Below are 19,367 nucleotides of genomic sequence, written 5' to 3' on the forward strand. Positions count from 1 at the left end.
GCAACGACCTGATCCGCAACGTCAAGGTCACCGCCAATGACGATATCCATGCCGGGGCCGGCAATGACACCGTCGAGGCCGGAGCCGGCAACGACACCATCGATGGCGGGGCGGGAATTGATACGGTCGTCTTCGCCAACACCTATGCGCAATATGTGGTGAATACTGACAATGCCGTCACCACGGTCCGGCATGCGTCGGGCGAGACAGATACGCTGACCGGTGTCGAGCGGCTGGTCTTCACCGACCAAGTCGTTACCCTGGGCACCGTCCCGCCCATCGCCCCTAGCCTGACCGTCAGCGGGGCCAGCGTGGTAGAAGGCCATACGGGTGCCAGAACCCTGGATTTCACCGTCACCCTATCGGAGCCCGCCGCCGGTACCGTCAGTTTCATCGCCCGCATCATGGGCGGCACTGCGACGGCCGGTGTCGACTATGTCGGCATCGACGCAGGCTTCACCATCGCTGCGGGCGCGCGCAGCGCCACCATCGCCGTGCAAGTTAATCCTGACCGGCTGGTGGAGGACGACGAGACGGTGATCCTGGAACTGTCGCGCATCGATGGCGGTGCACCCGCCGGCGGCGGGGATACGGTTACGGCCACCGGCCATATCATGAATGACGATCATGAGACGGGCTTTTCCCTTGCCGCCTATCGCGCGCTGAATCCCGATCTGGTGCGCGTCTTTGGCGATGATGACGCAGCTTATGTCCGGCATTACATCACCAACGGCAAGGCCGAGGGCCGCCCCGCCGACGGGTTCGACACCACCAGCTATGCCGCGCTGAACCCGGACCTGTTCCGCGCTTTCGGCCTGGATGAACGGGCGCTGGCCGATCACTATCTGCAAAATGGCATGGCCGAAGGCCGTCAGGTGGTGGGTTTCGATCTGGATGCCTATGCGGCACTGAACCCCGACCTGTTCCGCGTCTTCGGCCTGGATGAACGGGCGCTGGTCAGCCACTTCATCACCAACGGCCGGGCAGAGGGCCGCGTCGTCGAGGGCTTCGACGCCGAGGCGTATGCGGCGCTGAACCCCGATCTGTTCCGTGCTTTCGGCCTGAATGAACGGGTGCTGGTCAGCCACTTCATCACCGACGGTAGGGCAGAGGGCCGTATCACCCAGGGTTTCGACGCCGAAACCTATGCCGCCTACAATCCCGACCTGCTGAACGCATTCGGACTGAACCATACCGACCTAGTCAGCCATTACATCAACAATGGCCGGGCGGAAGGACGTATCGCCTATATCCCCGAAGCCTCGCCCCTGGCCTTGTTGGGCCTGGTCGAGTACGGGTTGGAAGGATAAATCCACCCCGACGATCTGCTTTCCTATCTGGGGCCTCTGGGCTGGCAACCTATCAATCTTACGGGCGGCTATCTATGGGCCGAATCTGCACAGCTTGACAAGGAAAGCAGAGCTGGTCCCCCGTGAGCGGACAGTTTGATAAGCTTGGTTCGGCCTTATTGAAGGACGACCGACATGGCGGGACAGAGGAAGCGATATTCAGCGGATTTCAAGGCGAAGGTGGCGCTGGAGGCGATCCGGGGCGAGTTGACGATGGCGCAGCTTGTGTCGAAGCACGGTGTTCACCAGACGATGATCAGCGCTTGGCGTAAGCAGGCGATCGAGGGAATGGCGGCGTCGTTTTCCGGCAAAGCCGAGGCCAGTCCAGTCGTTGATGCCGCCGAGATCGACCGCCTGCACGCCAAGATCGGGCAGTTGGTGGTGGAGCGGGATTTTTTGCGCAAGGCCTCCGGTCGATGAGCGCCGGTCGGAGGCGTGAGATGGTGGATCGGTCACATCCCGGCTTGTCGGTTGTCCGGCAATGCGCACTGCTGTCGATCAGCCGGTCGCATTATTACGGGCCGGTACGGGGCGAGAGTGCTGAGAACCTGGCGCTGATGCGGCTGATCGATGCGCAGTTCCTGGAGACACCCTGGTACGGGAGCCGACAGATGACCGTACGCCTACGGTGAGAGCCGCCTTGTAGGGTTTGGCGGACATGTTGGTGGCAACGCGAAGACACAACCGCGTTCGATCACCCACCACCCGGCACAAGCGAGTACCGGCCCAGCCCCTGGGCCGTGTGACTACCCGTGTGGCAGGTTTCGCCCAGGCAAAACAGCGGCCAAAGCGGCGTGAGGTCGCCGGACAGGCGCAGATCGCCGATCAGGCCGCCCATGGGCAGGGGGCCATGATCCTGACGGGCGGAACCGCGTTGCCATTGGGTGGGGTGCAAGCCGGTGACATCCACCAGCAGGGTGGCAGCATGGTTCCGTAAACCCGGCCAGTCGGCGACCAGTTCGCTATCCTGCCAGCGGGCCAGGGCCGAGATACGGTTGCCCAGGCTGGTCACCAATGCCGGCAGAAGTTCTGTCCCGGTCAGCGTCACCCCGCCCCGACGCAGGCAGAGCGGGGTGTGGAAACGCAGGGTGACGGCATGGGGTACGGGCGGCAGGGGCAGATGATCATCCCCCGTCAACCGCCGATGCGCCACCGCCACCCCCCGACGGCCGCCGGGCAGGTCCAGCCCCGTGGCTAATGCCCGCACCAGCGCATCGGCGGCAAGGTCCAGCAGGTCGCTGGCAAAGCCGAACAGGGTCAGGCGCAGATGGGTGATGTCGGTTCCCCCCGCCTCTGCCGCGAACAGGAACGGTTTGGGCATCTCCATGCCCTTCAACAGCGGGCGTTCGCGGAACAGTACGTCATAGGCACAGGGCGGGTCCCAGGGACAGGGACGCCCTGCCGCGGCTGGAGCCGACGCGCCGGCCAGCAACTGCCGCCCCCAGCCCCCGCGTAGCTTTCCCGGCAGGGCCGGATCGGCGGCCATCGCCCCCGGCAGGGCGACCGCGAACAGGCCCGTACCCATGAACCAACGTCCACACAGATCACGCAGTGACAGACGATGGGCCGGTGTTGCCAAACGCACCGCCACACTATCCATGACACCGTCCATAACCTGCATGACCTGCCCTCTCTTCCACCCCGGCGTGCCATCATGCCCCAACCCGGGGGCAAAACCCAGGCCCGGAGGCGAATTTACCCTGTGGAAGCTTGTTAAGATAATGATATATATTGGATATTTACCGAATTTATGATTATTCCGGCGTCTGATCTTGACAAAATATGACAAAAACTTTGTCAGCCTGTGGAAAAGGGTGAATATTATCCCTATTGCCACGGGTGGTTCCAGAGGGTAAGTTCAGCGCTGTTCCGCGATTGGAAGCGGATTGAAACGGCCACGGCAGCTTCCAGCAGGGGGATGGCCTGCCGCGTTCAGCGCTGTTCCGCGATTGGAAGCGGATTGAAACTGAATTGCAAAACACACATAAGCATAACTGACAAGTTCAGCGCTGTTCCGCGATTGGAAGCGGATTGAAACATCAGCTTGGCCTGACTGTTGATGGCCCCGGTCAGTTGGTTCAGCGCTGTTCCGCGATTGGAAGCGGATTGAAACGACGTCATTGCCATCGTGGAAACAATGGAACTCGTTCAGCGCTGTTCCGCGATTGGAAGCGGATTGAAACAAGGCCGCCCAAATGATAATTGTCAGCCCCAAAATCAGGGCTGGTTCAGCGCTGTTCCGCGATTGGAAGCGGATTGAAACGAGAACTTCGCATAATAGGCCTCAACCACTGAGACGTTCAGCGCTGTTCCGCGATTGGAAGCGGATTGAAACATTGTCGCCACGAACACATTGTCCGACACGCTGGACAGCGAGCCGTTCAGCGCTGTTCCGCGATTGAAAGCGGATTGAAACATGGTCACGTAGTGCTGATGGGTGAAATCGCTGTCAGTTCAGCCCCGTTCCGCGATTGGAAACGGCTTTCGCCCCCCCTAAAGCAGGTAGAAATCCTGCTGTTCGGGCAGGGGGCAGGGCCCCCAGCTTTGGCAGCGGTTACGGCCATGGGCGCCGATGGCGTAGACGCGCAGGCTGTCGCCCTGACCCAGATGGCAGGCGGCTTCATCGGCCAGCATCTTGGCGGCCTTCTCCGTCATTACCGCCTCGAACACGCTTTTCTGTACCCGCACGCAGGCGCTTTCCAGGACCTTGGCCACGCGGCGGCGGTTGCGGTTTTCGGTGACGTCATAGCTGAACACCATCAGCATCTCGGTTTCCGCCATGGCCCCGGCCCCCGCCCCTGAAATCAGTAATCCATGCGATAGGGGGTATAGACGCTGTCCCCCCGCGCATGGGCGGCATAGGCGCTGATCTGCTGCGCGATCAGCCGTCGCCACAGCACGCGCCGCCCGTCCGGGGCCAGCACGGGCCGGTCCAGCCAGCCCTCCCACGCGCGGATCACCGCCTTGCGCCCGTCTGGCGACAGGTGACAGGCCCCGTCGCGACGACTGAACATGGCGCGGTCCAGGATGCGGTTATTGAACAGATAGACAGCCAATCCCTCCACCAGGGGCGCGCGGAATTCCTCCACCAGATCGCTGGCCAGGGCGGGGCTGTTGTCGCGCGCGCTGTGCAGGCTGCCGAAACCGGGATGCAGGCCCGCACGCGCGCACAAGGCCGTGATATCGCGGTACAGCAGGCCAGACAGAAAGGACAGGATCAGGTTGACGGGGTCGGGCGGGGGCTGTCGTCGCCGTCGGCTGAAGCTCCAGCCCTTTTCCAGGCATTTGCCCAGGGCGGGCCAATAGGCGGCGGTGGCCGCCCCCTCCATCCCCATCAGGGCCGGAACATCAGCGGCAATGGGCAGTTTGCGGATGGCGCGGGTGATCGCGGCCCCGGCATCAACCACCGCCGCATCCTTGCGCCGCCGGTTCAGGCGCGACAGCAGGGCCCGCTGGTTGCGCAGCCGCCCATCCACCAGCCGCCGCGCCAGATCCAGCCGTGCCAAAGGGTCCAGCGCCAGCCGCGCCTGGGCCATATGCAGGCCCGCGCGTGCCGTGCCCACGGCGGGGGCAAGGTGGCCGATGGCATCGCCCCAGCCATTGACGAAATCCACCGCCACGCCATGGGCCAGGGCATGGCGCAGGGCCGCCGCACTGGCATCCGTATCGGGGGACAGTTCCACCCGATCCAGCCGTTGCGGCGGGATGGCGATCACCTCCACCCGATCCGCGCCCGGCCCCGGTTCGGTCACGGTGAACGCCTCGTTCCGGATGTCCAGCCGCCGTCCCGGTTCGGTGATGTACAGCACGCGCAAGGTGGGGGCGCGGTCGCCGCCTTCGTCCGTGCCGGACAGGTCCGGGGCGTCGGCGGGGGCGATGGCCGCATGGGTGGCCAGAATACGGGCCGCGTCCGCCGGGGGCAGGGCCGCGTCTTCGTCCGCCACCTCCCGCACCACCAGGGAGCGCACGAACAGATGGCCCAGGAAGCGAAACCCCTGTTCAAACGGCACCACGCGCGTCTTTTCCGGATGCAGCCGCAACCCATGGTCGGCCAGTAATCTGGCCATGCGCGCCTGTGCCTTGGCGGCCGCCGCTTCCTCCCGGCACATCAGCAGGAAATCATCGGCAAATCGCACCAGCCGCACGCCGCGCCCCTGGATCTGATCGTCGATATCATCCAGATACAGGTTGGCCAGCAGGGGCGACAGCGGTGACCCCTGGGGCAAGCCCAGCCCCGGCATGCCGCCGGCCATGCCAATGGCATCCAGCCACAGCGCCACCAGGTCCAGAACCTGTCGGTCCTCCACCGACCGTTCCAGCCGGGCCAGCAGCCGTTCATGCGGCACGCGGTCAAAGAACCGTTCGATATCGCCATCGACGACCCAGCCATATCCCGCCCTTCGGTGGGCGGCCACGCGCTCTACCGCCATCTGTACCGACCGTCCGGGCCGATAGGCAAAACTGGCATCGGCCATTTCCCCGTCCAGCAGCGGGGTCAGCACCATGGCAACGGCGGTCTGCGCCACGCGATCCACCACCGATGGAATGCAGAGCAGCCGCGTATCCCCGTCATCCTTGGGGATATCCACCCGCCGTACCGGTCCAGGGCGATAGGTACCGGCCCGCATGCACAGTTGCAACCGGACCAGCCGTGTGGGCAAATCCACCTCAAACTCCACCAGCCCAACCCCATCGCCACCGGCCCCACCCTGGTTCTCCCGCACCCGCTCCCACGCCGCTTCCAACCGATCCAGCCGGGTCACCTGTTCAAACAGGGGCGGGGGCGCGTTCATGGGCAGTACACCCTGTGGAAATGATTTAGATATATGATACTATTGGGAAAATGAACGATATGGAAGATTCTTTGCGGAGTTGCCTTGACAGATTGTGACACAGAATTTGTTGGCATGTGGAAATCGGTGGAAAATCATCTTGTTGCACGAGGCAGTTCCAGAGGGTAAGTTCAGGACGGTTCCGCGATTGGAAGCGGATTGAAACAGCCCAGCGAGGACATGGAGGAACCGGAATGCAGGGTGCGGTTCAGGACGGTTCCGCGATTGGAAACGGTTTTGTCCAGACTGAAGCCAGTATGGAGCATATGAACGGACCGTGTAGACGCCTGCGCGGTGGGCTCTGTGGTGGTATCGGCGTCTGTCCAGACCTATGACCGTCCCCGATATTCTGCCTGAATGCCCTTTGCGAAATACAACCTTTATGTCACGATCAGGACCATAAGGGTTGGACAGGGGCGCAGGGCATGGGGCGTTTTCTGCTGTGGGTGGAGGGGGTGGATTTTGCTGCCACCCTTTTTGACACGACCGACCTGTCCTGTATCCGCGGCAGCGGCTTGGCCTTGCTTTACGCGCCAAAACGGGTGCAGGTCCTGCTGCGGGCTTGTTCCGGCATCTCATCGGTCAATCTGTTGTTCGCCGGCGCGTCGCTGGCCGCCCTGACCTTTGACGCCGAACCGGCGGCGGCACGGAACGCCCTGGCCCATCTGCGCACCACCCTGGCCAGGGAGGGGGCGGATTGGGCCCGCATCCGCGAAATCCTGGGCCCCATGTCCGGTTGCGATCCCGATGTCGTCGCATGGCAGGGCGCGCTGCCGCTGGCGCATCTGCGGGCGCTGATGGCGATGGCATTGGTGGCGCCGGACGCCGCCGGTGATGACGGCATCACTGCCGCCATCCGCGCGGCGCGGGCCGATCTGCGGGCACAGCAATGGCAAGGATTGGGACCGCCCCTGACCGCTGTCGATGATGATGCCGTCAGGCCCGACAAGCCGCGGTTCGGCGGCATCCTTCCGGCCGTGCGACCGGTGCCTGTGCCCCTGGATTGGGCCGACAGGGAGTTTGCGGAGAAGGGGGAGAACCTGGCCTGGATGTCACCCTCCGTCGCCGCACGCCGCACCTTTGGCCGGCATATGCGGCAATATTTCTACCGCACGGAACTGAACGATCCGGAACTGGGCGCCCGTTTCGTCAACAGCGTCGACGACATTCCCGGCGACCTGCCGGATACGGACCGGATCAAGGATACGCTGCGCAACAAGCTGGCCGTGATTTATATCGACGGCAACGGGTTCACCAAGATCCGGGAACATGTCACGCGGGAAGGCAACGAGCATCCCCTGACGGTCTTCGCCAACCGGTTGAGCGGCCAGCAGCGTCAACAGTTCCTGAAACCGATGCTGACATTCCTGATCGGCCAGAGCCGGGGCGAGAATGCATCGCGTGTGGTGCGGGAGATTGCGGATCACGATCTGGCCAATGACAGGCCCGTCCGCCATCCGGCCCTGCGCTTTGAAACCCTGATGTGGGGCGGGGATGAAATGGCCTTCGCCCTGCCGGCATGGCTGGCCCTGTGGTGGGTGCAGGCATTTTTCACACAATGGGCGCATGGCTGGACGGTGCAGAAACATCGCCTGACCCATGGCCTGGGCATGGTGATCTGCGATCGCCGTACACCCCTGCGCCAGGCCCGCGCCATGGCGGAAAGTTTGGCCGACGCCGCCAAGGAGGCAAGGGGGGCTATGGGGGAGCGCATCGACGCTCTGCAGATCGAGATTTTCGAAAGCGCCGACCTGCCCGATGGCGGCCCAGGTCTGGAAGGGCACCGGGCGTCCCTCTATCCGGGACTGGACCTTACGGCACATGGCGGCGCCTTCACCCTGACGGTGCCGGAACTGACGGCACTGCCGGCATTGATGAAGATGGTGCGGGACGAAGAGACGGGCCTGCCCCGATCGCAATTGCACAAGCAGTTGCGGAAGCTGAAAACCGGAGCCGGCATGGCGGCGGCCGACACGGTTGTCACCCTGTTCGACGATTACCTGTCCAAGGCGGGCCGGGGGCGTGAGCAGGCGCTGGCCGCCATTGATGCCTGGGGCGGAACGCGGCCCGCCGGGCTGAAGCTGGCACTGCTGGCCCAATATTGGGATTATGTCGATCCGTTCGGCGATGGCTGGCCCGATCCACCCGACGCCCCGGCCGATGCGGGGGTGCCGGCATGACCCATCGGCACGAACTGACCCTGTCTGTCACCCTGCGCAGCCCGTTCATCCTGCCCGGTCTGGATGTCGCCGGCCTGGGCATTGATACGCCGGCCCTGCGGGACGAGGCGGGCCAACCCCTGATCCCGGCGGATCAGGTGAAAGGATTGCTGCGGGCGGCCATGGTGTCGCTGGTCACGGTCGGGGCGGCCAAGCGGGAGGAACTGGACGCGCTGTTCGGCCGCGCCTCCCCCGATGCCGCCGGGGGTGTCACCGCGTCCAATGCGCCGGAGCGCGGGTGCCTGATCACCGCCGACCTGGTGGCGGGTCTTTCGCCATCGACGGATCCCCACAGCATCACGCGCATCAAGATCGACGAGGCCACCGGGGCCGTTCAGCACGGCGCCTTACAGGTGGTGGAACTGGCGGCACCTGTCGGTACAGACGTTCTCTTCACCGGCACCGCCATCCTGCGCTGTCCGCCGCAACGGCTGGAGCGGCTGGCGGGCCTGCTGGCCAGGGCCTGGGCCCTGGTGCCCGCCATCGGCGGGGCCAAAAGTGCCGGGTTCGGCCGGGTGATCAAAGCAGCGGTGACGGTTGCCACCTCCGCCCCGTTATGGCCGGCGGTGGTGGCCGATGCAGAGGGCGACAGCCTGTGGCTGGAGGTCAGCTTCGACCGGCGGTTGCTGGTAGATGCTGAGCGTTTGTCGGACAATGTCTGGCGCGGGTCCACCATTGTGCCGGGTTCAGCCATCAAGGGGGCGCTGGCGCGAGCGCTGGAAATGGCGGGGCAGCAGCCGGAGGTGGCGGGCAGCCCGCTGGGCCAGGTCCTGTCCACCATCCGCATCGGACACGCCTTTCCGGTGAAAGACGATCCGGAGAAACGGAACAAGACGCTTTGCGACCTGCCGCTGCCGCAGTCCCTGGTGCAGCTTGAGCAAGGCGACGGAACCATCCTGGATGCGTTGCTGGTGCCGCCGGCCCATATCCCCATCGGACGCAATGGCGCCGTGCCCGCCTATGTCGGCGATTGGAAAAACCGGGCGCGGCCGGACCACTTGCCACCATCCGCGATTCCGACATTGCCGCGCATCCATACCAGGATCGGCGAAGACTACACAGCGGCCGATGGCGATCTTTATGTCGATATCGGCCTGTCGCCCTGGCAGGATGCGAACGCCAAGAAGCGTCGGCACTGGCGGTTGCGGGTCGACCGCAACGGCGCTGACCCGGATTGGTTTGCGCGCATCATCGCGCTGTTGCGGGGGACCGGGTTGGATGGCGTCGGCACGACGGGTGCCAGTGCGCAATTCCGGAACGCCGCCCCTCCGCCGGGGCTGGATATCAGGCCGGTCTCCACGCAAGACGGCGACCTGTGGGCCGTGACCCTGGTCACGTCAGCCCTGATGCTGCCGGGCAATGTGGGCGACATCGTACACGCTGCCTATCAGGAATTCTGGCGGCAGGCCTTGGAACAGCCGGGCTTGATCCTGCGCAACCTCTTTGTGCGCCATCGGCTGGCTGGTGGCTATATCGGGATGCGGCGACGCCATTACGGCCCCTCCGTTTATCGTCCCTTCCTGTTGACGGAGCCGGGATCGGTCTTCCTGCTGCAAGGTGAACTGGGTGCGGCCCTGGAACGTCGCCTGGGCACGGGGCTGCCGGCCCGTGGAGCCAACGGTGGTTGGGCGACGGACTGGCGGGCCTGCCCCTTCCTGCCGGAAAACGGCTTCGGAGATTTCCGCCTGAATCTGGTCGATCATGCGGCACTGGGGCAGGATATGCACGGCATTGCCCGGGTGGAGGATATGGATGTCTGATCATCTGGGCATGGGCCTGCACCCCTATCGTATGGAAATCAGGGCAGCGCTGGTCACCGAAAGCCCGCTGCATCTGGGTGATGGTGGGGTGGCAAGCAAGAAACTGAAGAAATCCGACCAGGACGAGGACCCGCTGCTGTCCACCCTGCTGCGCGGTGGCGACGGTCTGCCCTTCATCCCTGGTTCGTCCCTGAAGGGCTTGCTGCGTGGCCTGATGGCCGGCCGTGAGCAGACCGACGCCCTGTTCGGCGTGCCAAAGCTGGATAAGAAGAACCATGGCAGGATGAGCCATGTCATCATCTGGGGGGGAAGCTGCGTCCCTGAACCCGTAACGGCAGCCCCCTATGCGGCGCAGTTGGGCAGCACCAGTTTCGCCGCCGCCCGCACCGCCATCAACCCGGAAACCGGTACGGCGGATGCGCATAAGCTGTTCTTTCAGGAGATGCTGGCACCGGGCACAAAGATCCCGCTCGACATGCTGCTGATTGCCGACGACGGGCAGACGCTGGATCAGCAATGGCAGGCCTTGCTGCCGCTGCTGGCCCGGCTGGCGCACGGCGCGCAATTGGGCAAGGGCAAGAGCGATGGGCAAGGCCGTGTGCGGCTGCTGCCCGGAACGCTCACCGTCTCCCGCCACGCCTTGCAGGGCGACGGGACAATGTCGATGACGCCGGTGACCGTCCCCGATCTGTCGCAGGTAACGCCGCCGGCACATGCCGGCAGAACCTGGAACCTGACGTTGACCTGCCCGGGGCCCTTCGCCGTGCTGGACAGTTCCAGAAAACGCGACCGCAAGGCCGGGCAAGAGGCGGACAAGGACAATCCGGCACTGGCGGGGCAGAGCCTGGATGGCAACCTGCCGCATATTCCTGGCACCAGCCTGATGGGCGCCCTGCGCGCCCAGGCCCGCTGGCTGCGGGCGCTGGAGGGCGAACCTGGCGACGGCACCCCGGCGGGCGACGCCGACGCTGTCCGTGCCCTGTTCGGCACCACCGGACACCGCGGACGGTTGTGGCTGGAACAATTGACGGTTACCGCAGGAACAAAATGGGACGTCACCTCGGTAAAGCTGGACCGTTTCTCCGGCGCGCCCATCGACGGCGCCCTGTTCACCACCAGAACCTATACCGGGGTCGCGGCCACAGCGACCTTACGATTAATGCCGGATGTGGACGATGAGACGACGAGCCTGGCAAAGGAACTGCTGGCGGCTGTCCAGGATGAAGGCTTGATGCTGGGCCATGGCACCAACAAGGGCTTTGGCTGGTTCGATGTGGCGGTGCAGGAGGATATAAATGGCTGATAATCCCCGCTTGGCCGCGTTGAAAGCTGAACTGATCGCAGAGTGTGAGAGGCAGATCCGCACGCCAGCCTTCCGGTCTGGCCACGATGACGCTGTAAACCGCTTTGTTCACCTGTATGAAGAGAGTCTGGAGGACTTCATATTCGACGAAGACTTACTTCGGAGTTACTCTGATGCCTTCCGTCAGGATCTCGCAAATGCTGTGCATTCGACGCAAAGATCTGATGGGATGGCGCAGTTGGCGAGAAAGATACGTTCTCCGTTCCGGTTCGTATCTTTGAACAACACTGTCATTCGTCCATCGGAGCAGCCATCTCTGGTCAAGCCCGTTACCGGTGGTTTTACGGGGGTCATCAACGTCGAGTGGGCGGTGGAAACCCCGCTGCTGGTTGGCAAGGAACAGGATGGGCACCTGTGCCCAATGACATGGCCGAATGAACAGCCCGTCATTCCCGGCGCCACGTTGCGCGGCATGGTGCGGACGTCTGCCGAAATCGTGTCTTGGTCACGCCTGTCCCAGATCAATGGTCACCACCGCTATGGCGTCCGCGATTTCAAGCATCCGCATACAGCAGGGAGTGATTCCTTGCTGGACCCGGGGAAAGTTGCGGCGGGTTGGCTGACCTTTGATGCGCGGACATCAACGGCAACCATCAAATCCTGCAAGGGCTGGAGAAGGATAACACACGAAGACCTGCGGAACTTGATTGACAAGAGAGGAAAAGAAGATCTCCCGGAATGGCGTTCGAAATGGCTACATAAATCAATCGTGGAGCGATATAAGTTGTTAAGTAGTGCAGTGGAGCCACCGCTAAACTTCAATTCATTGCCGAAATATCGCTTCACCATACAGGGAGCGACGCGAGCCGAAGAACTTGCCGTGCCCGACAAGGATGGCAAGCTTGGCCACCTGGTGTTTTCAAACGGTTCGACTTCGGCGCCAAGCGCGGCGTCATTACGAGAGAAGAACAATAAATCCAAGAAGCACGAATATGTGTTCTTTGATGATGATAATCCAAAAACAATCGCTGTTACTAGAAATATATGGGATAAATTTTGGGTGATAAACACCAAACCATCCAAAAACAATCGCACGCCGGATGGGTCTCTTGAAAAATTCTGGTCGACTTTGACGGCCGGATTGGCAGTGCCGATATTTTATATTATGAACAGAGATGACATTGATACATTGCAATTTGGCTTCACGCGCTTCTTCAAGGTTGCTCATCGCCGGTCGGTGCAAGAATTACTTAACAACAACAAGGCGCACGCGTTGCCAAACGCAGGGGTGAAGTATCAGCCAGATATTACAGAGGCACTCTTTGGTCATGTGCTGGAGCCGACGGATTTCCGCGGCGAGGAAGGTGCGGCGGCCCAAAAGGGGCGAGTTTCCTTCGGTTTCGCTACGTTGGCGCATGGGGCGAAGGTCAGGGTCTGCGCAGCACCCGGAACAGTGATGGGGGTGCCTCGCGCGTCATTCGCTCCTTTCTATTTGCACGGTAACATTAAGGATTATTCGGCGCCGGACGTGCAACTGGCCGGCCGGAAACGCTATCTTCCCCGATTTGAACCAATCGACCTGCCGGAGGCGAAGACGCAGCTGTTCGATCTATTGAAGCAACAGGTAAAGCCGGAGAATGGGTCGTCCGAAAAAATCGTAAGTCATTTGAGCTTTCTATGCCCGGAGACTGCCGGGGAACCGATGATTTTCCAGAGTGATATTCGCATCCACAATGTCAGTGCGGCGGAAGTGGGCCTGTTGCTGTGGGTGCTGACCCACGGGGGCCATCATGAGTGCAGGCACCAGATCGGCAGAGGGAAGGCGTTTGGGGCAGGGCAGACGCGGGTCGCTTCCCTGAAACTGCGCTTGCGTCCGCATGACAAAAAGGCATGGGAAACAGTCAACGCAACCGCCACAGACGACAATATCTGGCGTGGCGGTATGGGGAATATCGCACCATTCATATCCGCCTTCGAGCGGTCCATGAAAGGGCTCTGTTCAAACTGGTCACAATCGGGACCGATCAAACAATGGCTGACGGCGTCCAGGCCCGCCTACGGGAAGAAATTATGGGCATCCGGGCGTCTCGGTTATCCAGACCTGAAGGAATTCAAGGAGATCCGGGACGCGGTGCAGCTTAGCACGGATCGGGAGCGCCCCGACACGCGGCTCCCCAAGACGATGCTGGGCCTGCCGGAAGATGGCAGCTGATGCACGGCGTCAAACCAGGAATGGCTAATGAGTGACAAAGTAGGCCAGCGTGCCGCCTACTGCAAAGGTGAGACACGCAATCGCCAGGCAGTTGATGGCCACAGCCGTCAGGAAGCGCATGTCGGAGGCCTTATCTCCATTCCCGGCGGGTTTGATCCTGGTGATGTAGAGACAAGCTGAACCGGACAGAAACGTGCCGATACTGATGACCAGCATCAAGGCGGCGCCGTGGGCCGCCGTGACGGGCGTCTCTGTTGACAGCAGATCACCCGCCTGCCCAGGCAGGAACAGGTTGATCCCCAGCAACCCGGCAATCAGCGCCGCGATAATACCCAGCGTTGCAATCATGTTCAGCCGCAATCCCGCCTGCGTCGCCTCATGCCCTTCGGCGGCGTTGAGCAAGGCGGTCATGTCGCGGGCCTTTTCGCTGACCTCGCGGTACAGCGTCGGCAAGCGCATCTGGTCGCGCCACTTCTCGAACAACTCCTGGCCCTGGACCTGATTGGACAGGGTGGGGAACCAGCCATGGCCCAGGAAATCCAGCCATTCATCCTGGGCGTTCCGCAGACGCTGCCGGAATTCGGGATCGGACAGCCGTCCGTCGCCCGATGGTGTCAACCGCTCCATCAACCGCAGGAGGGCTGCCTGCTGATACTGCAGTACCAGCGCCATGTCGGCATAATGATGCCGGAAATGATCCTGCAACACGTCCACCGTGAATCCTTCCTCCCGACCCACGAAGGTGAACTGATACCCCGCCAGCAGATAGCGGCTGCGCATCCAGTCCGCCCCTGTCGGGTCCCAGAACCGGTCATAGCAATGGGCGCCTGCGAAATCGGGCAGGAACGACCTGGCGTGGGGCAGTCCGGAACCCGGCGGGTCGGCGAAACACAGCCGGACCCAATCCGCCGCACCCAGGGCCGTCGGGTCGTCCAGCGTGAGGAAGGCCATGCCGGGCAGCCGGTCATCCACGACATGGGACAGGTACGCCCCGTCTGCTGCCGGCGTCAGGGAAAGCGGGGCCAGCAGGGCCGCCCACCAGGGCAGCAGGGTCGGGGCCAGACCGGCGGGGCTGTTATGCATGTCCAAATCCGGCCGGTGGGTCGGTGCCGTCCATGTCTGCGTTCGCGTGGCATGATCAACGGCCACCGATGCTGGCACCTGGCCCGGTGCGTTGCCTTTCCAGAAGGGAACGTAGCAGCGCCGAACCTCATCCAGGCATTGTTGTGCCACGGCCAAGGACAGGTTGGGCGTTTCGCACCACAGATCGGCCTGCAGGATCACCACGCCCGTCCGGAACAGCGACAATTCCAGCCGATCGACCCTGAACGAAATCTCGGTTTGCGTGGTGCCGGACAGGGTGACCCTGATCCGCTTTGGCAAGTGGTCGCCGGTCGCTCGGAACCGGCGCAGCACCGGGCGCCCGGCATCGCCATGGGGCCGGTGCGGATACAGCAGTTTCTGCACGAACGGGTGCATGTAGACGGCTGCCGCATATTGGGTGGCCAGCCTTTGCTGATCCCCCTCATGCCCGGCGATGGCGGACGCGGTTCCTGCGAACGGATGCGGCCATTCCTTCCAGCGCCCGTCCTCGTCCAACGATCTCTCGATATCGTCGGTTGTTCCACCTTGAAGCGACAAAGGCCAGAACAGGATTTCCCGAAACGTACCGACATTCATGATGGTGCAAGCCCTGGAAATATCCCCATGGATGAAATGATATCGGTGATCGCCTCCGCTGTCACCCTGGAGGGCGGCGGCATTGCAGACGACACCCTGTGGAATGTCGATAAATAATTGAATCAATTTAATAATGCAGACTAGTCACGATTATTTCCGGCAGGGGCCTTGACAAATTGTTACAGGAGTTTTGCCTCCCCATGGAAATGCAGGATAAAACACCCATTGCATAAGGGCATTCTGGCAGGTGAGTTTGACAGGGTTCCGCGTTTGAAAGCGGATTGAAACACCGGGGTGGATGGTGATCTCTTCGTCACCGGCCATGGCGGCGCTGGTTTGACAGGGTTCCGCGTTTGAAAGCGGATTGAAACGAAGGCGTTGGACATCGCAAAAATCCCCTGTCTAAGTTGTTCGGGCGACCAGTTTGACAGGGTTCCGCGTTTGAAAGCGGATTGAAACAGGCGATACGATATGCTGCGCCCTGAGCACGGGTTTGACAGGGTTCCGCGTTTGAAAGCGGATTGAAACTTTAGAGACGTTTCAGTCTGATCACCGAAACGCCTGTTCGGCGTGGTACTGCGGGCGTCAAACCTGTCTGCGCGGCAAGAATCCGCTATGCTGCCTGACGGGCTATGGGTCAGCCCGCCGCCGCGCGGTCCAGCAGGGATAGCGCGTCAGCCAACAGCGTGTCGGCGGCCGTAGCGTCCAGCATACGCGCGAACAGTTCCACCCCCTGCATCTGCCCCGTCATCGGGCCGTGCCCAAGGGTCAGCAGGAAAGGTCGCCAGAGGTGGGCAATGCCGGTTACCGCTTCCACATCCGGCAGGCTGGCAAGATCGGCACGGATGCCCTGGGCGGCGGCAGCGCGCAGCAGCGCCACCAGGAACAGGCGGCGGTACAGGCCGGTCAGATGCCGTCCCCCCACCTGTGCTGCGAAATCGCCGTGGCCGACCAGGGTCAGGCTGTGGTCCGTGACCATATAGCGTGATCCGAAGGCGGAGAACCGGTCATAAAGGCTGCGGTCCAGTTCCGCGGCCGACCAATCGGGGTCATAGGCGGGCGTAGGCGCGTAGGGGTCTACACCGGAAAAGCGACTCAACATGACACGCCAGTCGGCAGCGATCGACGGCAGGTCCGGCGGCGGCGGTCCCAGGGGGGTGACCGCGCCAACCAGCCGGGCGCGTTCGTCCTGCATCAGCGCCACGTCCGTTGACTTCAGGCCCCAGGGCGCCAACATCAACCCCGCCAGCGCCCGCCACGGTCCCTCCTGCCCCGGCGTTTCCCCCATGGCCATATCACACAGGATATCATCGCCAAGCCGCAGACAATGGGTATCGCGGGCGGCGAGCGGCACTTCATAGGCCGCGTAAAGGGGGCGTAGTGCCGCGTTGAAGTCCAGCAATTCGGCCAGGGTTCGCGGCACAGGGTCCTGCCGCCGGGCCATGTCCAGCCCGGCCACCTGCCGCCAGAAAGGCTGATCACTGCCCGCATCGGTGGGCCAGCCCTCACCCCCGATCCCCCATTCCAGCACGAACAGACCACCGGGTGCCGCATGCAGCATCAGGTGCGTCAGCGGCAGGTGCCATGTTTCCGCCCCCCGGGTCAGGGTCAGAACCGGCGTCGGGCCGGTCCAGCAAGTGCTCAGCAAACCCGGCCGATCGGGCGTGGGTGGCTGCATGACATCGGCCAGACCGGGCAGCCAGTACAGCCGTTCTTGCGGGCCTTCGTCCGCCAGCGCGACATAACCGGTGCCCAGACCGGTCGGCAAGCACCCCGCCGGACCGCGCAGCACGGCCAGAAAGCGACTGCGCCATCGCGACAATGGACGGGCGCCGATCAACAGGGCGGACAGGATGTCATCCGCCAATCCAGACAGGCTTGCGCTGCCGCCCACGTCGCCGGCCGATACTTGCCAAGGGTTGCCGCTGCGCAAGGCGGCCGGCAACAGCGGACGCAACGGTTCCAGCCGCTCGGCCGGGCCGCTAAGCCGCAACAGGCAGAGGCCATCACCGGCACCTGTGGGAGACAGGGTGAGGGACAGATCATCCCCTTCCGGCGCCTGGTCTGTTTCATTCCGCAGATGAAGGATCAGGTCACCCGGCGTCAGCAGGCGGCCGCGTCGCGCCGACAACCCGATCCTTTGGTACTCTGCCATCACCACCCTCCATCACCCGTCGGGAAGAGTGGATGATCATGGCCCCATCATGCAAGGCCGCAAGCCGGACACGTCACTATCAACCTGCACGCCCGTTAAACGGCCGCCCGACGGATCAGAGCGAAGGCATAGGCGCGAGCGCGGTAGAATTCGGAGGACCCGACGAGGGTGCTACGATCAAAGTTGTTCATCATGGTGCTCCTTGAATTTGGGCGCACCTCCCCTGCGGGGACGGTGCCCCGATGGGGTTGTGATGACTTAAGGCCGCAACAGGCTCAGTCGGCGTAGCTATGGGTGTGGGCTTCAAAACCCGCATCTTTGAGCACGGAGACGAAGGCGTTAGCAGCTGCCTCGTAAACGGCTCGCGATTGCCCTTGCCACCCGCTGAAGATGGAGACCGCGTACCCGCCATAGGTGTGCTTTTCGACATTGGACACGCCGAGGTCTCGGACAGCCTGGATCAAACGACGATGGCGGCCGGCAATAATGACCATTGCGCAACCGCAGTCTCCGTTGTCTTCAAGACAGAAGGGATGAGCAAAACCTGCATCTGCCGACCTGTCATAGGCTAACGTTAGGATCGACTCCATTTGAGCGTCTTTCATATTTTTCCTCTCCATAGGGAAACGAGAGTGGATTTTCAGAACAGGCCGTTGGTTTTAAAACTAGTGTACTTACCACCCGTTCCCACGATGACGTGATCGTGCAAAGACACATTAATAACGCTAAGTGCGTTACTAAGCTGCCTTGTTATTTCTATATCCGCTTTACTTGGCGCCGGATCACCACTGGGGTGGTTGTGGACTATAAGAAGAGCGCTCGCGTCGTGTTGCAATGCCAATCGAACCACTTCCCTAGGATAAACCGGAACGTGGTCTACTGTGCCTTCTGCGACCTTTAGCTCGAACGTCAAACAATTCTTTCGATCGAGAAAAAGTATCCAGAATTGCTCATTTCGCTCGTGGCTTAATCTTACCAGAAGATAGTCCATGAGTTTCTGCCAAGTCGAAAGAACGGGCTGATCGCACACCTCACGAAATGCCATATCGCCGCCAGCCTTGTGGAGGGTGCCCGTGGCTTGTCCGCAACGTCGGCACCTTTCCAGCTGAGGCTTTCCGGCTGTCAGCTAATACTGCTTTTGATATGTCGATGCATTCATTCGCTTGCCATGAAAGCGGAGCGGAAAAGCCAGCCACCTGTGCTGGATTTCTATTGCGCAATGCGGCGAACAATATAGGAGTGCGCCTGGCTGTGAGGAGCGGGCAGGTTGACCTTGCAGAGGTTAAGGAGCCGCTTAACGATCCTCTGTGGCCGTCCTACCGGGCGATGGCTATCGGCAACGGTGTAGCACCAGATGACCCCGCAATAGCTCGCTGTCGGGGAGACGACGAGTTCTAACCATATGGAGCGTTTGAATGTCGGTCCCGCAGAATGAGCAACAACAGGCAATTGATGAAATTGTACTCGCCGCTCAAGCGTGGTGGGAGGGACTGCGATCTTTGAAGATGAACCTAGTCGAACATCTGGCGCAGCTCGCTGTAAACACCAAAACAGAGAATGAGCGGCGGTTGGCATTGGACATTGTCAAATATGATGCCAATAGAGAACAGTGATAAAATCACCCACCTCAAAGATAATTTGAAATGTTTCTAGATGTTTGATAATTTACATTATGGAAATACCCGGAGCGGTTTTGGCTGTGTAAGGGACGTAAACGACGTTGGGATTCTGAGAGCTGGTCCCCCGTGAGCGGACAGTTTTTGTTCGGCGTTAAGCTTGGTCCTGTTCAGTTCACGCCGCCAAACACAGTTTGTCCGCCCCTTGCCTGTATGCCTCGTCGGGTGTTTGTCCCCCGAG

General features: G+C 61.9%; 14 protein-coding genes, 1 pseudogene and 1 CRISPR repeat array. Of the genes and pseudogenes, 8 read left to right on the forward strand and 7 right to left on the reverse strand.

Annotated elements, in window-relative coordinates:
- The coding region (locus KBA48_RS25725) for a Calx-beta domain-containing protein (RefSeq protein WP_292911552.1) at positions 1–1,310 on the forward strand (1,310 nt) is incomplete at its 5' end.
- Between the two features lie 174 nt (positions 1,311–1,484).
- A pseudogene (locus KBA48_RS25730) lies at positions 1,485–1,978 on the forward strand (transposase); the annotation flags it as partial.
- 65 nt (positions 1,979–2,043) lie between these two features.
- On the opposite strand, the gene cas6 reads toward KBA48_RS25730, so the two are convergent.
- The 3 genes from cas6 to cas1 form a co-directional block, all read right to left on the reverse strand.
- A complete protein-coding gene (cas6, locus tag KBA48_RS25735) occupies positions 2,044–2,970 on the reverse strand; it encodes a CRISPR system precrRNA processing endoribonuclease RAMP protein Cas6 (RefSeq protein ID WP_292911553.1) in 927 nt (308 codons plus the stop codon).
- A 235-nt stretch (positions 2,971–3,205) separates the two neighbouring features.
- A CRISPR array of direct repeats spans positions 3,206–3,838; the repeat unit is 37 nt; unit sequence GTTCAGCGCTGTTCCGCGATTGGAAGCGGATTGAAAC.
- A 4-nt stretch (positions 3,839–3,842) separates the two neighbouring features.
- Positions 3,843–4,130: a CRISPR-associated endonuclease Cas2 gene (cas2, locus tag KBA48_RS25740; protein WP_292911554.1), complete on the reverse strand. Its 288-nt coding sequence runs from the start codon at positions 4,128–4,130 to the stop codon at positions 3,843–3,845.
- A gap of 23 nt (positions 4,131–4,153) precedes the next feature.
- Positions 4,154–6,142, reverse strand: a complete 1,989-nt coding sequence (cas1, locus tag KBA48_RS25745; protein WP_292911555.1) for a CRISPR-associated endonuclease Cas1 — start codon at positions 6,140–6,142, stop codon at positions 4,154–4,156.
- Between the two features lie 464 nt (positions 6,143–6,606).
- Here cas1 and KBA48_RS25750 point away from each other — a divergent pair, with 464 nt between their 5' ends.
- The 4 genes from KBA48_RS25750 to KBA48_RS25765 are packed head-to-tail and all read left to right on the forward strand — an operon-like array spanning position 6,607 to position 13,675.
- Complete coding sequence (locus KBA48_RS25750; RefSeq protein ID WP_292911556.1) at positions 6,607–8,361, forward strand: hypothetical protein; 1,755 nt, start codon at positions 6,607–6,609, stop codon at positions 8,359–8,361.
- Entirely contained in the window at positions 8,358–10,160 is a 1,803-nt protein-coding gene (locus KBA48_RS25755) for an RAMP superfamily CRISPR-associated protein (RefSeq protein ID WP_292911557.1), read from the forward strand. The genes KBA48_RS25750 and KBA48_RS25755 overlap by 4 nt, the downstream gene beginning before the upstream one ends.
- On the forward strand, positions 10,153–11,463 hold the full coding sequence (locus KBA48_RS25760; RefSeq protein WP_292911558.1) for an RAMP superfamily CRISPR-associated protein: 1,311 nt from the start codon (positions 10,153–10,155) through the stop codon (positions 11,461–11,463). The genes KBA48_RS25755 and KBA48_RS25760 overlap by 8 nt, the downstream gene beginning before the upstream one ends.
- The gene (locus tag KBA48_RS25765) at positions 11,456–13,675 is read left to right on the forward strand and encodes a TIGR03986 family CRISPR-associated RAMP protein (protein WP_292911559.1); all 2,220 of its coding nucleotides are present in this window, start codon (positions 11,456–11,458) and stop codon (positions 13,673–13,675) included. The genes KBA48_RS25760 and KBA48_RS25765 overlap by 8 nt, the downstream gene beginning before the upstream one ends.
- A 24-nt stretch (positions 13,676–13,699) precedes the next feature.
- On the opposite strand, the gene KBA48_RS25770 is transcribed toward KBA48_RS25765, so the two are convergent.
- The 4 genes from KBA48_RS25770 to KBA48_RS25785 form a co-directional block, all read right to left on the reverse strand.
- A complete protein-coding gene (locus KBA48_RS25770; protein ID WP_292911560.1) occupies positions 13,700–15,355 on the reverse strand; it encodes a hypothetical protein in 1,656 nt (551 codons plus the stop codon).
- A 637-nt stretch (positions 15,356–15,992) separates the two neighbouring features.
- Positions 15,993–17,510, reverse strand: coding sequence for a hypothetical protein (locus KBA48_RS25775; RefSeq protein ID WP_292911561.1), 1,518 nt, complete (start codon positions 17,508–17,510; stop codon positions 15,993–15,995).
- Positions 17,511–17,785: 275 nt separating this feature from the next.
- The gene (locus KBA48_RS25780; protein ID WP_292911562.1) at positions 17,786–18,115 is read right to left on the reverse strand and encodes a hypothetical protein; all 330 of its coding nucleotides are present in this window, start codon (positions 18,113–18,115) and stop codon (positions 17,786–17,788) included.
- A gap of 35 nt (positions 18,116–18,150) precedes the next feature.
- Positions 18,151–18,555 (reverse strand): RadC family protein, encoded by a 405-nt coding sequence (locus tag KBA48_RS25785; protein ID WP_292911563.1) that lies wholly within the window; start codon positions 18,553–18,555, stop codon positions 18,151–18,153.
- Between KBA48_RS25785 and KBA48_RS33095 the strand changes: the two genes are divergently transcribed.
- Positions 18,549–18,908 carry a DUF6283 family protein gene (locus KBA48_RS33095; RefSeq protein ID WP_367273879.1) on the forward strand — a complete coding sequence of 120 codons (360 nt, stop codon included), beginning with the start codon at positions 18,549–18,551 and terminating at the stop codon, positions 18,906–18,908. The two genes, KBA48_RS25785 and KBA48_RS33095, sit on opposite strands and share 7 nt — an antisense overlap.
- 17 nt (positions 18,909–18,925) lie before the next feature.
- Complete coding sequence (locus KBA48_RS25790) at positions 18,926–19,123, forward strand: hypothetical protein (protein ID WP_292911564.1); 198 nt, start codon at positions 18,926–18,928, stop codon at positions 19,121–19,123.
- Positions 19,124–19,367 lie beyond the last annotated feature (244 nt).

The sequence above is a fragment of the Niveispirillum sp. genome (genome assembly GCF_017996735.1).
GTDB lineage: Bacteria > Pseudomonadota > Alphaproteobacteria > Azospirillales > Azospirillaceae > Niveispirillum.

Excerpts from the sequence above, each read along its gene's own strand:
- cas6 (WP_292911553.1), bottom strand. The coding sequence starts at position 2,970 with ATGCAGGTTATGGACGGTGTCATGGATAGTGTGGCGGTGCGTTTGGCA.
- cas2 (WP_292911554.1), bottom strand. The coding sequence starts at position 4,130 with ATGGCGGAAACCGAGATGCTGATGGTGTTCAGCTATGACGTCACCGAA.
- cas1 (WP_292911555.1), bottom strand. The coding sequence starts at position 6,142 with ATGAACGCGCCCCCGCCCCTGTTTGAACAGGTGACCCGGCTGGATCGG.
- KBA48_RS25750 (WP_292911556.1), top strand. The coding sequence starts at position 6,607 with ATGGGGCGTTTTCTGCTGTGGGTGGAGGGGGTGGATTTTGCTGCCACC.
- KBA48_RS25755 (WP_292911557.1), top strand. The coding sequence starts at position 8,358 with ATGACCCATCGGCACGAACTGACCCTGTCTGTCACCCTGCGCAGCCCG.
- KBA48_RS25760 (WP_292911558.1), top strand. The coding sequence starts at position 10,153 with ATGTCTGATCATCTGGGCATGGGCCTGCACCCCTATCGTATGGAAATC.
- KBA48_RS25765 (WP_292911559.1), top strand. The coding sequence starts at position 11,456 with ATGGCTGATAATCCCCGCTTGGCCGCGTTGAAAGCTGAACTGATCGCA.
- KBA48_RS25770 (WP_292911560.1), bottom strand. The coding sequence starts at position 15,355 with ATGAATGTCGGTACGTTTCGGGAAATCCTGTTCTGGCCTTTGTCGCTT.
- KBA48_RS25775 (WP_292911561.1), bottom strand. The coding sequence starts at position 17,510 with ATGGCAGAGTACCAAAGGATCGGGTTGTCGGCGCGACGCGGCCGCCTG.
- KBA48_RS25780 (WP_292911562.1), bottom strand. The coding sequence starts at position 18,115 with ATGAAAGACGCTCAAATGGAGTCGATCCTAACGTTAGCCTATGACAGG.
- KBA48_RS33095 (WP_367273879.1), top strand. The coding sequence starts at position 18,549 with ATGCCATATCGCCGCCAGCCTTGTGGAGGGTGCCCGTGGCTTGTCCGC.
- KBA48_RS25785 (WP_292911563.1), bottom strand. The coding sequence starts at position 18,555 with ATGGCATTTCGTGAGGTGTGCGATCAGCCCGTTCTTTCGACTTGGCAG.
- KBA48_RS25790 (WP_292911564.1), top strand. The coding sequence starts at position 18,926 with ATGTCGGTCCCGCAGAATGAGCAACAACAGGCAATTGATGAAATTGTA.